18 protein-coding genes are annotated in these 15,150 nt (G+C 59.8%); 6 read left to right on the plus strand and 12 right to left on the minus strand.

All coding sequences use genetic code 11. The features are described from left to right. Positions 1-15: 15 nt before the first annotated feature. The 12 genes from BDD18_RS11070 to BDD18_RS11125 all read right to left on the minus strand — a co-directional run bounded on the left by BDD18_RS11070 (position 16) and on the right by BDD18_RS11125 (position 8,833). Positions 16-2,349 carry a heavy metal translocating P-type ATPase gene (locus BDD18_RS11070; RefSeq protein ID WP_142083234.1) on the minus strand — a complete coding sequence of 778 codons (2,334 nt, stop codon included), beginning with the start codon at positions 2,347-2,349 and terminating at the stop codon, positions 16-18. A 3-nt stretch (positions 2,350-2,352) separates the two neighbouring features. Then, on the minus strand, positions 2,353-2,604 hold the full coding sequence (locus BDD18_RS11075) for a DUF2933 domain-containing protein (RefSeq protein WP_066691671.1): 252 nt from the start codon (positions 2,602-2,604) through the stop codon (positions 2,353-2,355). 84 nt (positions 2,605-2,688) lie between these two features. Next, positions 2,689-2,982: a heavy-metal-associated domain-containing protein gene (locus tag BDD18_RS11080; RefSeq protein WP_011804760.1), complete on the minus strand. Its 294-nt coding sequence runs from the start codon at positions 2,980-2,982 to the stop codon at positions 2,689-2,691. A gap of 51 nt (positions 2,983-3,033) precedes the next feature. Then, complete coding sequence (locus tag BDD18_RS11085) at positions 3,034-3,702, minus strand: methyltransferase family protein (RefSeq protein ID WP_066691668.1); 669 nt, start codon at positions 3,700-3,702, stop codon at positions 3,034-3,036. Next, entirely contained in the window at positions 3,699-3,974 is a 276-nt protein-coding gene (locus BDD18_RS11090; RefSeq protein WP_066691667.1) for a DUF2933 domain-containing protein, read from the minus strand. Before BDD18_RS11090 ends, BDD18_RS11085 begins: the two co-directional genes overlap by 4 nt. A 25-nt stretch (positions 3,975-3,999) precedes the next feature. Further along, positions 4,000-4,473 carry a hypothetical protein gene (locus BDD18_RS11095; protein WP_066691664.1) on the minus strand — a complete coding sequence of 158 codons (474 nt, stop codon included), beginning with the start codon at positions 4,471-4,473 and terminating at the stop codon, positions 4,000-4,002. Positions 4,474-4,563: 90 nt separating this feature from the next. After that, positions 4,564-4,905, minus strand: a complete 342-nt coding sequence (locus BDD18_RS11100) for a copper-binding protein (protein ID WP_066691662.1) — start codon at positions 4,903-4,905, stop codon at positions 4,564-4,566. A 51-nt stretch (positions 4,906-4,956) separates the two neighbouring features. Beyond that, on the minus strand, positions 4,957-5,094 hold the full coding sequence (locus tag BDD18_RS22755) for a DUF411 domain-containing protein (RefSeq protein WP_276490837.1): 138 nt from the start codon (positions 5,092-5,094) through the stop codon (positions 4,957-4,959). A gap of 16 nt (positions 5,095-5,110) precedes the next feature. Then, positions 5,111-5,608 carry a cupredoxin domain-containing protein gene (locus tag BDD18_RS11110; RefSeq protein WP_038213835.1) on the minus strand — a complete coding sequence of 166 codons (498 nt, stop codon included), beginning with the start codon at positions 5,606-5,608 and terminating at the stop codon, positions 5,111-5,113. Between the two features lie 33 nt (positions 5,609-5,641). Continuing rightward, positions 5,642-7,054, minus strand: a complete 1,413-nt coding sequence (locus BDD18_RS11115) for a multicopper oxidase family protein (protein WP_066691682.1) — start codon at positions 7,052-7,054, stop codon at positions 5,642-5,644. Positions 7,055-7,070: 16 nt separating this feature from the next. Continuing rightward, positions 7,071-8,501: a TolC family protein gene (locus tag BDD18_RS11120; RefSeq protein WP_142083236.1), complete on the minus strand. Its 1,431-nt coding sequence runs from the start codon at positions 8,499-8,501 to the stop codon at positions 7,071-7,073. Then, a complete protein-coding gene (locus BDD18_RS11125; protein WP_244939068.1) occupies positions 8,498-8,833 on the minus strand; it encodes a hypothetical protein in 336 nt (111 codons plus the stop codon). The genes BDD18_RS11120 and BDD18_RS11125 overlap by 4 nt, the downstream gene beginning before the upstream one ends. 163 nt (positions 8,834-8,996) lie before the next feature. Between BDD18_RS11125 and BDD18_RS11130 the strand changes: the two genes are divergently transcribed. The 6 genes from BDD18_RS11130 to BDD18_RS11155 all read left to right on the plus strand — a co-directional run bounded on the left by BDD18_RS11130 (position 8,997) and on the right by BDD18_RS11155 (position 15,146). Next, entirely contained in the window at positions 8,997-9,680 is a 684-nt protein-coding gene (locus tag BDD18_RS11130; RefSeq protein ID WP_142083238.1) for a heavy metal response regulator transcription factor, read from the plus strand. Between the two features lie 2 nt (positions 9,681-9,682). Then, positions 9,683-11,092: a heavy metal sensor histidine kinase gene (locus BDD18_RS11135; RefSeq protein ID WP_066691653.1), complete on the plus strand. Its 1,410-nt coding sequence runs from the start codon at positions 9,683-9,685 to the stop codon at positions 11,090-11,092. Positions 11,093-11,219: 127 nt separating this feature from the next. Beyond that, positions 11,220-11,567: a DUF4148 domain-containing protein gene (locus BDD18_RS11140; RefSeq protein ID WP_142083239.1), complete on the plus strand. Its 348-nt coding sequence runs from the start codon at positions 11,220-11,222 to the stop codon at positions 11,565-11,567. Positions 11,568-12,025: 458 nt separating this feature from the next. Next, the gene (locus BDD18_RS11145; RefSeq protein WP_142083241.1) at positions 12,026-12,274 is read left to right on the plus strand and encodes a DUF2789 domain-containing protein; all 249 of its coding nucleotides are present in this window, start codon (positions 12,026-12,028) and stop codon (positions 12,272-12,274) included. Continuing rightward, positions 12,271-13,545, plus strand: a complete 1,275-nt coding sequence (locus BDD18_RS11150) for a TolC family protein (RefSeq protein ID WP_142084053.1) — start codon at positions 12,271-12,273, stop codon at positions 13,543-13,545. The genes BDD18_RS11145 and BDD18_RS11150 overlap by 4 nt, the downstream gene beginning before the upstream one ends. Continuing rightward, entirely contained in the window at positions 13,542-15,146 is a 1,605-nt protein-coding gene (locus BDD18_RS11155) for an efflux RND transporter periplasmic adaptor subunit (protein WP_142083243.1), read from the plus strand. Before BDD18_RS11150 ends, BDD18_RS11155 begins: the two co-directional genes overlap by 4 nt. Positions 15,147-15,150 lie beyond the last annotated feature (4 nt).

A 15,150-nucleotide genomic window follows, 5' to 3' on the forward strand; every position in this document is an offset into this window, starting at 1 on the left:
CTCCGAACTACGGGGTCATTTTTTTCCGCGCCGTAAACGCAGAGCATTGAAAATCACCGAGGCCGAGCTCAGACTCATGGCCAGCGCCGCGATCAGCGGGGACAACAACCACCCAGTGAATGGGTACAGCACGCCTGCCGCAATCGGCACCCCAATGCCGTTGTAAACGAATGCGAACAGGAGGTTCTGGCGCATGTTTCGGACGGTGTCGATAGAGATGTCGCGTGCGGCGGTGATGCCGCGCAAATCGCCTTTGACCAGCGTGATCTGGCCGCTGTTCATGGCCACATCGGTCCCCGTGCCCATGGCCACGCCGACATCGGCCTTTGCCAACGCAGGCGCATCGTTGATGCCATCGCCGGCCATGGCGACAATGTGGCCCTCTTTCTGGAGCCGTTCCACGAGCGCCAGCTTGTCTGCGGGCTTGACTTCGCCATGCACCTCGTCGATGCCCAGTTTTGCACCCACTGCCTTGGCGGTGGTCAGACCATCGCCAGTTGCCATCACGATGCGCAAGCCGCTGGCGTGCAAAGTCCTAATGGCTTCCAGCGTGGTGGCCTTGATGGGATCGGTCACAGCCAGGATGCCAGCCAGTTGTCTGTCCACGGCCAGATGCATCACGCTGGCGCCTTCACTGCGCAGACGCTCGCCATCGATCTTGAGCGCATCAGTGGCCACGCCCTCCTGCTGCATCAATGCGGTGTTGCCCAGCACCAGATGCTTCCCATCGACGATGCCGCGCACGCCAATACCGCTGCCAGATTCGAAATCTAGCGGCTTGATCAGTTCCAGGCCCTTGGCGCGTGCTGCACTGACGATGGCCTCTGCCAAAGGATGCTCGCTGCCTTGGTCCAAACTGGCAGCAAGGCGCAGAACTTCGTCCGCTGTATAGCCAGGTGCGGCAACTGCGGTGTCGAAAGCGGGTTTACCTTCGGTCAGTGTTCCTGTCTTGTCCACAATCAGCGTGTCGACCTCGCGCATTTTTTCGATGGCGCCAGCATCACGGAACAGCACCCCCTGTGTCGCGGCACGCCCTGTGGCCACCATCACCGACATCGGCGTGGCCAGCCCCAGCGCACAGGGGCAAGCGATGATCAGCACGGCCACTGCGTTAATCAAGCCAAACACCCAGCTAGGTTCCGGACCGAACCAACCCCAGACAAAGAAGGTGGCAATGGCGATGAGCACCACCACGACCACAAATTTGCCTGCCACCACATCCGCCATGCGCTGCATGGGCGCCTTCGAGCGCTGGGCATTGGCCACCATCTGAACAATCTGCGACAGCATGGTGGCCGCACCGACCTTCTCGGCGCGCATTACCAGGGCGCCACTGGTGTTCATCGTGGCGCCAATCACCTTGTCACCAAGGCGTTTGGTCACCGGCACAGGCTCACCGGTCAGCATGGATTCATCGACCGCACTGCTGCCTTCAGTCACAACGCCGTCGACCGGCACTTTCTCGCCGGGGCGGATGCGCAACAGGTCACCGACGTGAACATGGTTCAGCGGTACGTCTTCTTCGTTGCCATCCGCATTGATCCGACGTGCCGTCTTGGGTGCCAAACCGAGCAGCGCCTTGATGGCCGCAGAAGTTTGCGAACGGGCCTTCAACTCGATGATCTGGCCCAGCATGGTCAGCGAGATGATGACCACTGCCGCCTCGTAGTAGACCGCCACGCGCCCCATGGAAATGAATGAATCCGGGAACACGCCCGGCGCCACGGTAGCCACGAGGCTGTAGAGAAAGGCCGCGCCCGTACCCAAACCGATCAAGGTCCACATGTTGGGGCTGCGGAGGACGAGAGACTGCCAGCCGCGTACGAAGAAGGGCCACCCCGTCCACAACACGACGGGTAAGGAAAGCACCAGCTCAACCCAGGTTTGCACCTTCATGTCAAACCATCCAAGACGATGGCCGAACATTGCAAGAACGGTGACAATGACTGTGAATGGCAGTGTCCACCAGAAGCGATGCTGAAAATCCTTTAACTCATGGTTGTCTTCCTCGTCCAGAGGAATGATTGGCTCCAATGTCATGCCGCACTTGGGACAGATTCCAGGATGATCCTGCCGCACCTCGGGGTGCATAGGGCAGGTGTAGATGGTGCCGGCCGGCTCTGGCGCGGTGTCCTCGGGTGCAGTAGATACAAGGTATTGCAGTGGGTTCGCTGCGAACTTGCCTTGGCACTTGGCGCTACAGAAATAGTAGGGCCGCCCTTCGTGCGTCAATTTGTGTTCAGACTGCTCCGTAACGGTCATGCCGCACACCGGATCCTTCAGCTCCGATGGCGGGGCTGGCGCGGCTGGAGGGTGACTGCCGTGATGGTGGTGTGCATGTATGTCCATTGCTTATTCCTTGTTGTTGTTGGTGCGCCGTGGCGGCTGCGCATGGTTGCCGTGCCCACCATGGCCGCCGTGGCCGTGCATCAGGTGCATTAGCGGACAGGCGAGCAGCAGCAGGTAGGGCCAATAACCCAGAACATGGCCCCAGTGCTCTCGCAGCAGATAAAAACCAGCGATCACGGCAGCCGTTGCCAGCGCCATGCCGGCTGGGCGGCGCCAGAACGATGGCGCATGGGAGTCGTTGTCAGGCTGATCCATGGCGTTGCTCCTTCAAAGTTGCCAGCAAAAGGTGCGGGCGCGGACGCGCCCAGCCGGTCGACCCGGAATCAAATACCGTGGCCGTCATCGGCAACCACAGCCCCCCGCACCGCCGCTGTGGCAGCCCGAGGCTTTAGGCTGCGAGGTCGCAGCGGGAATGGGCGCGTCTGTGGCCAGCTTTGCGGGGTAACCCGCATCCGTCAATGCCATCAACAATGGGGCGCTGCCCTGCGCCAGTTCCCCGCTCACCCGGACATGCCCAGACTGGAGATCGACCTCCACCCCACTGACACCCGGCAGCGGTTGCAATGCGTGCGTGACGTGCTTGACGCATGAGCCGCAGCTCATGCCCTCGACTTGCAGATCAATCGTTTTCATATATCAAACTCCTAAAAATTGAAACGTATACCGCCGGGGAAATATTCCAGATCATCTTTTTGACACCGAGTCAGTCGTCGACTGGGCCTTGCCCATGCGAGGGATAAACCGGGGTGTGCGCTGGGCGTATGTGTCGTACGTTGCACCGAACTGTTTGCGCATTTCGTTCTCTTCGGTGATGGCGAGACGTCCGTACATCAGGAGCAAGACAGGGAACATGGCCAAGGTCAGCAAGGTGGGCCACTGCAGCAGGAAGCCCAGCAGAATCATCACAAAAGCCACGTACTGCGGATGGCGAATGCGCGCGTAGGGGCCTGTTGTTGCAAGCGATTGGCCACGCTGAGCGTGGTAGAGCACATTCCACGCTGTGGACAACAGGTAGAAACCAAAGCCCAGAAAAACGTAGCTGGCGATGTGCAGTACGCCGAAATGCGGGTCGCCCTTTTCGCCCAACAGGGTGGACCACAAGTGACCCGAGGTGTGGGAGAGCAGATCCAGATTAGGGAACTTGGTTTGAAGCCAGCCCGATATCAGATAAATCGTCAGCGGGAAGCCATACATCTCTACGAACAAGGCAACTATGAAGGCTGCGAATGCGCCAAACGTCCTCCAGTCACGGGCCGTTGCAGGCTTGAAAAAGCTGAACGCAAACATGATGAAGATCGCTGAATTGATGATGACCAACGACCACAGGCCATAAGCAGATTCGGTGTGGTTCACTGGGGATCTCCTTCTTTGCGCGATTCGGCAGTCTTCGACACATCAGGCTTGCTCTGGCCATGGTGACCATGCCCACCGTGGCTGCCGTGCATGAAAACATGCATCAGCGGGCAGGCGAGGAGCAGGAGAAAAGGTAGCGCCCCGACGACATGCGCGAGGTGTTCTGTCAACAAAAAATACGCCGCCACGGCACCAATCGCCACGTAGCCGATGGCGTATCGAGAACTCCAGAAACTGGGGGGCGACTCGTGTCCGTCGTGTTGATGGCTCATGGTGACTCGCAATCAGGTGGGTGCGTTACTTGGTCGGCGTGGCAGGCAGGCGGTCCATCATCATTTGCATCATGGACTGCATCATTTCCATGCGCTTTTCCATCATCTGATGACGCTCGGCCATGTTGGAGGACATGCCCTTTCCACCTTGCATGCCACCCATGCCCTGCATGCCTGCGCCCATCTGCTGCATCATCCCCATGCCGTCCTGCATGAGCTTCATGTGCTCGTCCATGAGTGCCTGCCGCTCCTCCGGCGTTTTGGCCGCCATCATCTTTTCGTGCATCGCTTGCATGGACTTCATATGCTCGTCCATCTTGGCCATTCCAGCCATCGGCCCCGTACCCATTGGCTTTGCGGAAGTCTTCATTTGGGTGGACGCGGGCTGCGTGCTACCTGCAGGGTGATGGGCCTTGTGCTCATCGGCGGCTTGCGCCATCACGCTCAGTGAGGCCGCAGCGACACAGACCCCGATCAGGGTATGGTGAATTTTTGACATAGTGCTCTCCTTCTCCAGATTACAAAACCGTCGCAGTCAGCAATCAATAAATCCATCCGCGACGACACAGCACGCTAAAGCAGCGTGTTCTCACTGAGCGGGCTGAATGTCTGTGACAACCATCTTCCCGCCCTCGTTGACGACCATGAACTTGACCTTGTCGCCAGGCTTCACGTTGGACAACAGGCTCTTGTCCTTCGCGGTGAATACCATGGTCATACCGGGCATGTCCATGTGCTTGATTTCACCGTGCTTGATGGTGACCTTGCCGTTGTCCAGATCAACTTTCTTGATCTCGCCATCGGTCAGGGAAGCCGACTGTGCCGCTTCTGTCTTGCCAGGCTCCATGCTTGCCTGGGCAAAGCTGCTCATGGGCAGCGCTATACCCACGGCCACGGCGGAAATGGCAAGAATTTGTTTGATGGTGTTCATGATGACCTTACGAATACATGTTGAAAATTTCTGCTAATCCATCTTTCTGAATCAGCAGCGCTTGAAGGGGGTGCGCCGACCGCTGTAAGCCGGCCCATTCGTGCCCGGTAAGCCCATCGGCATGGCGGGCACTGCCAGTCCCAGCGCTCGGGGCTTTTTCTTGGACATGACGCGGACTTCTTGTTCCAGGCTCTACGGTGGCGTATTACTTCTTGCTGACCTGAACGAGGCCCTTCATGCCAGCTTCGTAGTGGCCGGGAATCAGGCAGGCGAAGTTCACACCGCCAGCTTTGGTGAACTGCCAGACGATCTCGCCTTGCTTTCCAGGCTGCAGCGTGACCTTGCCGGGCTCGTCGTGCTCCATGTCCGGGAATTTCCGCATCTGCTCCAGATGCTCAAGCAGTTCCTTCTCGGTGCCCAAGCTGAGTTCATGCTTGACCTTGCCGGCGTTCTTGACGATGAAGCGAACGGTCTCGCCCTGCTTGACCTGAATGTTCGAGGGGGTGAAACGCATGGTGTCGCTCATCTCGATGGTGATCGTGCGGCTGGCCTTGGCGGCGACACCGGGCTTTCCGATGGCGGTTTCCTCTCCATCACCGTGGCCGTGGCCACCGGCATGGTTGCCTGCGGCCATGGCGGCCCCCGAAGCGGTCAGCGCGGCGGCAGCCAGCAGGCGGTAGAAGGTGGATCGCGTGAACTTCATGGATGATCTCCAGTTAAAAACGAAGGGAAGAAATCAGTGCGCACCATGTGACGTCGGCTTGCGCACCTTGACTTCGGTCGGCGTTGCAGGCTTGCGAACGCGCGGCATGGACTGGCCGCCCTCTGCGCTGAATCGCGCGGGCTCCGCCATCGGACCGGTGTAATCATACGCCACCGTGCCCTCCGGGTTTTTGTACCAACCCGGGTTCTTGTAGTCGCCTGGCTTCTGGTCGCGGCGCACCTTCAGGACACTGAACATGCCACCCATCTCCACCGAGCCGAAGGGGCCTTCCCCGGTCATCATGGGGACGGTGTTGTCCGGAATGGGCATCTCCATCTCGGTCATGTCCGCCATGCCCCGTTCGCCCATGACCATGTAGTCGGGAATCAGGTTGTTGATCTTCTTGGCCACGCCCCTGTGGTCTACGCCAATCATGGTGGGAATGTCGTGACCCATTGCGTTCATGGTGTGGTGGCTCTTGTGGCAGTGGAATGCCCAGTCACCTTCTTCGTCCGCGAGGAACTCGATCTGGCGCATCTGGCCCACGGCCACGTCGGTGGTCACTTCATAGAGACGGGTGCTCTTGGGTGTAGGACCACCATCCGTGCCGGTGACCAAAAACTCGTGACCGTGCAAGTGCATCGGGTGGTTGGTCATGGTGAGGTTGCCGATGCGAATACGCACCTTGTCGTTGAGCCGGACGTTCAAGGAGTCGATGCCAGGAAAGACACGGCTGTTCCATGTCCACAGATTGAAGTTCGTCATCTCTGCAACCCTGGGCGTCGCGGCCCCTGGCTCAATGTCATAAGCACTGAGCAGGAAGCAGAAATCACGGTGCACTTCGTCGATCAGCGGATGCTTGGCCTTGGGGTGCGTGATCCAGAAGCCCATCATGCCCATGGCCATCTGGGTCATTTCATCGGCATGCGGGTGGTACATGAAGGTGCCCGGGCGGCGCGCCACGAACTCGTAGACGAAGGTCTTGCCCGACTGGATTGCGGGCTGGTTCAATCCCGCCACACCGTCCATGCCATTGGGCAAACGCTGTCCATGCCAGTGGATGCTGGTGTGCTCGGGCAATTTGTTGGTGACGAATATGCGCACGCGGTCGCCTTCGACCACTTCGATCGTGGGGCCGGGGCTCTGACCGTTGTAGCCCCACAGATGGGCCTTCATGCCGGGCGCCATCTCGCGCACCACAGGCTCGGCGACCAGGTGGAACTCTTTGACGCCCTGATTCATCCGCCACGGCAGTGTCCAGCCGTTAAGTGTGACCACCGGGTTGTAGGGCCGCCCCGAGTTGGGCACCAGCGGCGCCATGGTGTTCGGGCTGGTCTGGATCACCGGCTCGGGCAATGCCGCCATGGCCACACGGCTCACCGAGCTCGCCGCAACAGCGCCACCTGCGATGCCGGCAAACTTAAAAAAATCTCGTCTGGATGTCATGATGATGTTCTTTGCTTCATTGGCCGGCGTCGCCGCCGCCGGGTGCACTGGATGCGACGGACAGGCTGGTGCTCGTGGGGCGTCCGATCACGGACGCCTGCATGGCGGCGTCGGCCAGCCAGAACTGCTGCTGTGCGTCGATGGCAGCGGAGACGGCGCTGACCTGATCGCGCGCATCGGCCAGCAGCTCGAAAACGCTGATCAGCATGCCGTTGTAGCGAAGCTGGTTTTCCTCCGAGATCACCTTGCGCAGCGGCACGACTTCATCGCGGTGGTGACGGGCCACGTCGTAGGCCGTGCGGTAGGCCGAGTAGCTTTCCCGCAGGCTGGAGCCTGCTGCGCGCACGGTGGCTTCGAGCTGGTTGGCTGCGGCCAAGGTCCGTGCGTTCATCGCATCACGCTGTATCCCGCCCCAATCGAAGATCGGAAGGCGTACGGCGATTTCCCAGCCGCGCGCAGTAGAACGAGTGCCCTCAGCGTTGTCAAAGGTCGTGTTGCGACGCCCAGTGAGTTCGATATCGGTGAAGCTGGTCACCAGGTTCAGACCCTGGGCCTTGGCCGCGCTATCCAACGAGGCCTGCGCCAGCCGAATGTCCAGGCGCGCTCTGGAGGCCTGCGTGGCAACAGCCTGCGGCTGCAGCGGCTCTTTGGGGAGGTCGGGGAGTCGCTCGGGCAGGCGAAGCGCTTGCGCCTGGGCCTCATCGAGCCCAAGCAGGCGCACGAGTTCTTCCCGGCTGGCCGTCGCCTGGTGCCCTGCGGTGCTGAGCCGGGTGGCGGCGTCAGCGTAGAAGGCCTGCTCGCGAGCACGTGTGATCCGGTTGAAGTTGCCAACGCCTTGCATGCGCTTGGCCAACTCGGCTCCGGCCTCCGCGCTTTCATAGACCTGCTTGGCATACTTGAGTGCTTGCTGGGCGGCCACGGCCCGCACCCATGCCTGACGTACCTGGGTGACCTGATCCACCACGTCGCTGCTCAAGCGCAACTGCGACTGCTCGATGCGCCGGGTCGCCACGTTGTACCGGGCTGGAAGCGTCAGCACGTCCAGCAGGCCGAATGCCAAGGCACGGCCCAGCCCCAGTTCGTCGCCCGCGACCATGCGCTCAAAGCTGAAGATCGGGTTGGCGATCCGGCCTCCTTGGGCCGCGTCGGCCGACTCCGCCCAACCCTGCGCCAGCAGAGCTTGCAAGGAGGGGCTGTTCACCAAGGCCAACTGAACGGCCTCTTTCTGTCCCACGGGCTGAGCGAGCAGGGCCTGAGCGGCTTGCGCGCGCTGGTCGCGTTCATCCAGGGTACGAGCCAACGCGAGCTTGCCCCCGGTAAAACTGCCAGCTTCGTCGTTGACGCGATTGATGTTCTGATCCAGGCTGACGCTGGCACATCCCGTCAGCACTGCCAATCCGAGTGCGGACAGAGCCAATTTGGCATGAGTGGCACGCAAAGGCATCATGGTTTTCCTCCCCCGTGATGGCCCGTGTGGGGATCGCTAGCAGGAGCAGCATCCTTGGCGGACGCGGGCTCGCCCGGCTTGATCTCCTTAGCATAGGCGCGCCAACCGCCAATCTGGCCCACACGATCATTGGCTTCGCGCCAGGATTGCACCGGTTGATCCGCATAGCCCTGATAAGCCCCGATAGGGGACGCGTATTGCAACGTTGCCAGCGGTGCAGGCTTGGGAGCCTCGGTATCTGCTGGAGCTTGTGCGAAAGCTGCCCCCGCAAACAACACCAGTGTCGAAGGCAACAGAGCCCTGAAGGGCGGCAGGTAACTGGAAGTGAGCATGGTCTCCTCTAAAAGAATCTTTGATCTAAATCAAATGATATAGAGATTCTGGAGAGACCACCCTTTCATTCAGATGTCCTGAAAATTACATTGTTGTTATCTACCTGTCAGAACGCCTCAAACTTGGCAAACTCTCGCCAAAGCATTGAACGGAAGCGCACACGTGAAAATATTGATCGTCGAAGACGAGCCCAAAACGGGTGAGTACCTGCGTCAGGGTTTGACAGAAGCTGGATACATTTCCGACCTCGTGCCCAACGGCGCGGATGGCCTGCATATGGCCCTGCAGGGCGAATATGACCTGCTGATCCTGGATGTCATGCTGCCTGGCCTGAATGGCTGGCAAGTGCTGCAAGCCCTGCGTGACCGGGGGATCGGAATGCCCGTCCTGTTCCTGACTGCCCGCGATCAAGTGGAAGATCGTGTCAAAGGACTGGAACTCGGGGCCGACGACTACCTTGTCAAGCCGTTCTCGTTTGCCGAGTTACTGGCCCGGGTACGCATCATCCTGCGGCGCGGCCATGCAGGCAACGAGAGCACCACGCTGCGAGTGGCCGACCTGGAACTGGATTTGCTGCGCCGCAGGGTATCCCGCAACGGCAAGCGTATCGATCTGACGGGCAAGGAATTCGGCCTGCTGGAGCTACTGATGCGCCGACACGGTGAAGTGCTGCCACGGTCCCTGATCGCCTCGCAGGTGTGGGACATGAACTTTGACAGCGACACCAACGTCATCGAAGTGGCGATGCGCCGCTTGCGCGTGAAGATAGATGAGGGGCATGCCGTCAAGCTCATCCAGACCGTGCGGGGCATGGGCTACGTGCTGGACGTACCAGAGGAGGAATAAAGGTGCAGCGACAACAGCGCCTGGGCAGGCTTTCGTTGACCCGCCGTTTAACCCTGTTTTTTACAGTGGTGGCGGCTATCGTCGTGCTCGGGCTGGGATTGTTGTTCCTGGCAGAGACTCAGCGTCATTTTGTCGTGCTCGATCAGATGGCTTTAGAGGACAAGAGGCATTTGATCGAGGAAATTCTTGGCAATGCCAACTCAGTGGACGACGCAAGCTTGCGCTTGAGCAAAGCTTTGAACTATCACCATGATCTCTATGTCCTGGTGCAGAACCCCCAGGGAGAGCGCATTTTTCAATCGTCAACATCCAACCTCAATGTGCAAAGCGGCGATGCCCTGAGTACCGAGGAGACGAGTGTTTTCGGGGTTTGGCGTCACCACGATACCGAGTTCCACACATTGAGCTTTGGAACTGCCCCGGCTTACTCCGCATCAGCGTTGCAGGTGTTGATCGCAGCGGATACAAAACACCACACCCAATTCCTCACTGAGCTGCGCAGCAGTCTGGCGTTCTACGTGATCGCGGCCATCATCGTGTGTGGGCTACTGTCGTGGCTCGCGGCGCGTCAAGGACTGGCGCCTCTGCGTGAAATGAAGTCACGCGCAGCCGTGGTCACAGGTCAGAAATTGTCCGAGCGCATGCCAGTTGAGGCCGTGCCGGTGGAAATGGCCGATCTGGCGCAAGAGCTGAACCGCATGCTGGACCGCCTGCAGGAGGACTTCCAGCGCCTTACCGATTTCGCGTCGGACCTCGCGCACGAGCTGCGCACCCCCATCAGCAACCTGCTGACGCAGACGCAGGTGGCGCTGACGACCAAGCGCGATGCCGCGACGTACCGCGACATCCTGGCCTCCAATGCCGAGGAATTTCAGCGTTTGGCACGCATGGTGTCCGACATGCTGTTCCTAGCCAAGACCGAGCGCGGCGTGGATCTGCCGCACAAGGAGCGGTTTTCCGCCCGCCAGGACGCGCTGGCGCTGCTGGAGTTCTACGAGGCCGTGGCCGAGGAAAAACGCATCCGGCTGCAGTTGAAAGGAGACGGCGAGGTCGAAGGCGATCGCCTGATGTTCCGCCGTGCGGTGAGCAACCTGCTGTCCAATGCCCTGCGTTACACGCCCGAGGCCGGCGACATCACCATCCGTATCACCAGCACGGCACAAACCACGACAGTGGCCGTGGAGAACACTGGAACCGACATCGATGCCAAGATCCTGCCCCGGCTGTTCGACCGCTTCTACCGAGCCGATGCTTCCAGGGCCCATCCGGACTCCGATGGCTCCGGGCTGGGCCTGGCCATCACACGTGCCATCGCTGAGGCCCACGGCGGTAGCGTCACGGCGACGTCGGGCGACGGGCGAACCTGCTTCACCTTGATGTTTCCTCACCGTGGCTCACAGCCATCAAGCTGACAACAATCTCATCTGGCTGTCCGGATTCTGTTGGGGTGCGCTCCCTACGATGAACACATCTCCTCAACGCCGACCAAGGCATGAGAGATGCAAGTTTCGTCCACCTTCTTCCTTAGGAGCTTCAACCATGATCCAACAACGCCTCTCCCTTTCTTCCATGATCGCAGCCGCAACCGCAGTAGTTGCTCTGGGCCTTCCAGGGATGGCTTCTGCAGCATATGAGCATCCTGCCAACAATGAACAGGGCGTAATCGTTCACCCGGAACACCTCAAGAGCGAGAAGACGCGAGAGCAGGTCATCGCGGAAGCCAAGGCTGCCATGCAGCAAGGACTTCTTTCTTATGGCGAGAGCAACTACCCAATGCCTGTGCCTAATGTGGGCCCAGGGAAAACTCGTCAGCAAGTGATCAACGAAATGCTGAACGAGTCACCTGCCGAACGCTCCGAGCGTCTGCGTCTCTACTCCCCGGGTTGATAGCCCCCAATTGGGGCTCGAGCAGAGCACGTTGAATCCATTCTGTGGGATCGCGCGTCGGCCTGGCTAACCTCGGGATTTCAGCAGCCTGATAGGTCAAGCCCCAAAAATTACCTGACAGAAATGTAATTTTTGAAACATCTTCCCGTCAGTCTCGGGCTTGCATAATCACAACGTGAATTCGCACGCGGTGGGCGGACTCAAATACGAAGTGCAACACCCTGGATTTCAGTGAAAGAGGGTAGGATGGCTTGCAGAGCGGTCATTTTGGCGCTGAGCCTGACGCTTTCGTGAGCCTCCACCGACCACGTCTTCAGAATTTTTCAGGACTTACGCAAAATCGCCCCAGCGGCGTTGCTCTTCCTTGCCGTGCGCTTGCACTGTCTGCGTCAGAGCGCCTTACTGGAACAATTTTGCGTAAGTCATATTTTTGTGTTTAAACAATAGGGATCACCGCTATGGAAAAGTCATTTCATCGCTTCTCTGAACTGTTTTCCCAGCTTGGTCTGCGCATGGACGCGGCAGGCATCGGGGAGTTCTTGGAGGCCCACGCTCCACTGCCGGCCGATGTGCTGCTGGCCGATGCGCCATTCTGGACACCATCTCAGGCGACTCTGTTGCGCGAAGAACTTCTGGAAGACGCGGACTGGGCCGAAGTAATTGACCGGTTGAATTCCGCTTTGCGTGCGCCAAGGTGGAGGTCATGATGCCTATGAGGAATCGCCTGTCGTTGGGTGTGGTAATGGTGTCTCTCGCGCTGAGCTCGATGGTTTACGCGCAGGAGGTCAAGCTTGGGTCGAGTGTTGAAGGGTTGCTGCAAGCGGCCTGGGAGCGAAACCCCGAATTCGCAAGCATGCGTTTTGATGCCGATGCCGCTGCCGAGCGTGTCGTACCCGCGGGTGCCTTGCCGGATCCAAAGTTCAGAATGGAACTTCGTGACCTTACCCGGATGGGCGAGCGCAACCCGACGCTGCTGCCAGGGCGTGTGGGCAGCACGCGATACCTGCTCACACAGGAATTGCCGTGGTTTGGGAAACGGGGCCTCAAGCGTGAATCGGCCCAATGGCAGGCCGAAGCGGCTCGAGGGCGAGTGGCTGGCACCTGGAGTGAACTAGCGACCAAGATCAAGACGACATACGCCCAACTCTACTATCTGGACCAGGACGAGCGGCTGACCAGGGAGATCCTGGACCTGATGACTCGCCTGGAAAAAGTCGCCCAGGTGCGCTACGCCGGTGGCCTGGCCGCGCAGCAGGACGTGATTCGTGCGCAGCTGGAGCAAACCACCATGCGCAACGAATTGATTGCACTCGAAGCAGAGCGAAGTCAGTTGCAGGCCAAGCTGAAAGCGCTCGTGGGGCGCCCTGCCAGCGAGATGCTGGCTACGCCAGAGAGCATTCGCACACTTCCGGCGCCTGAGACCATGCGATTTGATGTCCTGGAGCAGCGTGCACGGTCCAGCAATCCGCTGCTGAGAACCGAGGAGTCACAAATCCAGGCTGCAGAAAAGAACCGTGAACTCACCTACAAGAACCGCTATCCGGACTTTGCGGTGGGGGTGTCACCCATCCAGTACGGTAAGTCGATCCGGGAATGGGAGTTGATGGTCGAGGTCACCATTCCCTTGCAGCAGGACACCCGGCGCGCACAGGAGCAGGAAGCACAGGCCATGCTGGATGCCGCCCGCTCGCGCCGCGAAGCGGCCACCAACCAGGTACTGGCGGATCTGTATGAAAACTTGGCGGGCCTGGATGCGGCTCGCCGTACGCTGGCGTTGACCACGGACAGCCTGCTACCCCAGTCGGAGCTGACGTTCCGGTCGGCTTTGGCAGGCTACGAAACGGGCAAGGTGGATTTCGCCACCCTGCTGGATGCACAGAGACAGATACGACAAGCCAAACTCAATCAAGTCAAAGCAGGAGTCGCGGCGCAGATTCGCCTGGCAGACATCGAGCGCATCGTGGGAGAAGATCTATGACAACAACTATCAAGGTGGGCGCGCTCGTGCTGGCCGCCACGGCACTGGCTGCGGGAGGCGGCTATTGGTACGGGCAACGCCAGTCCGCTGCACATGGATCAGTGCAGGCGACATCGACTGTTGCTTCGGCAAACGATAAGAAGGAGCGCAAGGTTCTCTATTACCGCAATCCGATGGGCTTGCCCGATACGTCCCCCACGCCCAAGAAGGACCCGATGGGGATGGATTACATCCCCGTCTACGAGGGCGATCAGGAACCGGAAGCCGGAAGCGCCAACCAGATCAAGATCAGCACCGACAAGGTTCAGAAGCTCGGGGTGCGCGTTGAGGCTGTCAGCCTGCGCAACCTGGACAAGATGGTGCGCGCGGCAGGCCGCATCGAACCCGACGAGCGCCTGACCTACGCCATCACCCCCAAGTTCGAGGGCTACGTCGAACGCTTGCATGTCAACGCCACCGGCCAGGCCGTGGGCAAGGGCCAGCCGTTGTTCGAGGTCTACAGCCCAGAGCTGGTGTCGGCGCAACGCGAATATGCGATTGCCGCCCAAGGGGTCGACGCCTTGAAGGGCGCCAGCGAGGAAACACAGAAAGGAATGCGAGAACTCGCCGAATCGGGCCTGACGCGCCTGCGCAACTGGGATATTTCGGACGAGCAGGTGAAGGCGCTGACTCAGTCGGGCACGGCGCGCCGCACCCTCACATTTCGCTCGCCGGTGGCAGGCATCGTGACCGAGAAAAAGGCGGTACAGGGCATGCGTTTCATGCCAGGCGACGCGCTCTACCAGGTCACTAACCTGTCTTCAGTGTGGGTGATAGCCGATGTATTCGAGCAGGACATCGGCATGGTCAAAACAGGGGCAAAGGCCACGGTTCGCATCAACGCCTACCCGGACAAGGTATTCACCGGTTCCATCACCTACGTCTATCCAACGCTCACGGCGGAAACCCGCACCGTGCCCGTGCGGGTTGAATTGGCCAATCCAGGCGGACTGCTGAAGCCGGGCATGTTTGCCCAGGTGGAACTGCCCGCCGCCTCCAAGGGCACCGTGCTGACGGTACCGACGTCGGCGGTTATCGACAGCGGAACACGGCAGATCGTTCTGGTGCAACTCAAGGAGGGGCGTTTCGAGCCCCGCGAAGTCAAGGTCGGCGCGCGCAGCGAGGACCGCATCGAAATTATCGAGGGCGTGCAGGACGGTGAGATGGTCGTAGTGGCCGCCAATTTCCTCATCGATGCGGAAAGCAACCTCAAAGCCGCCATCGGAGGCCTGGGGCATACAGGACACGGGACTCAAGCCACTCCTGATGGATCAGCAAGCACCAAGGCCGTCACAGGCGTGGGTCACCAAGCCGAAGGCACAGTAGAGGACATCGATACGAAGTCCTCCACGGTGACGCTGGCGCACGGCACGGTGCCCAGCCTCAAATGGCCAGCCATGTCCATGGAGTTCAAGGTAGCGAACAGCGATTTGCTGAAACAGCTCAAGCCTGGCGCAGCGGTGGCGTTCGAGTTCGTCGAACGCGGGCAAGGAGAATGGGTGATCACCGCAGTCAAGCCCTCGGGCAATGCCACGCCCAATTCCCACGCCGGTCACAACTGATTTT

It is taken from the genome of Acidovorax temperans (assembly GCF_006716905.1).
Lineage (GTDB): Bacteria > Pseudomonadota > Gammaproteobacteria > Burkholderiales > Burkholderiaceae_C > Acidovorax > Acidovorax temperans.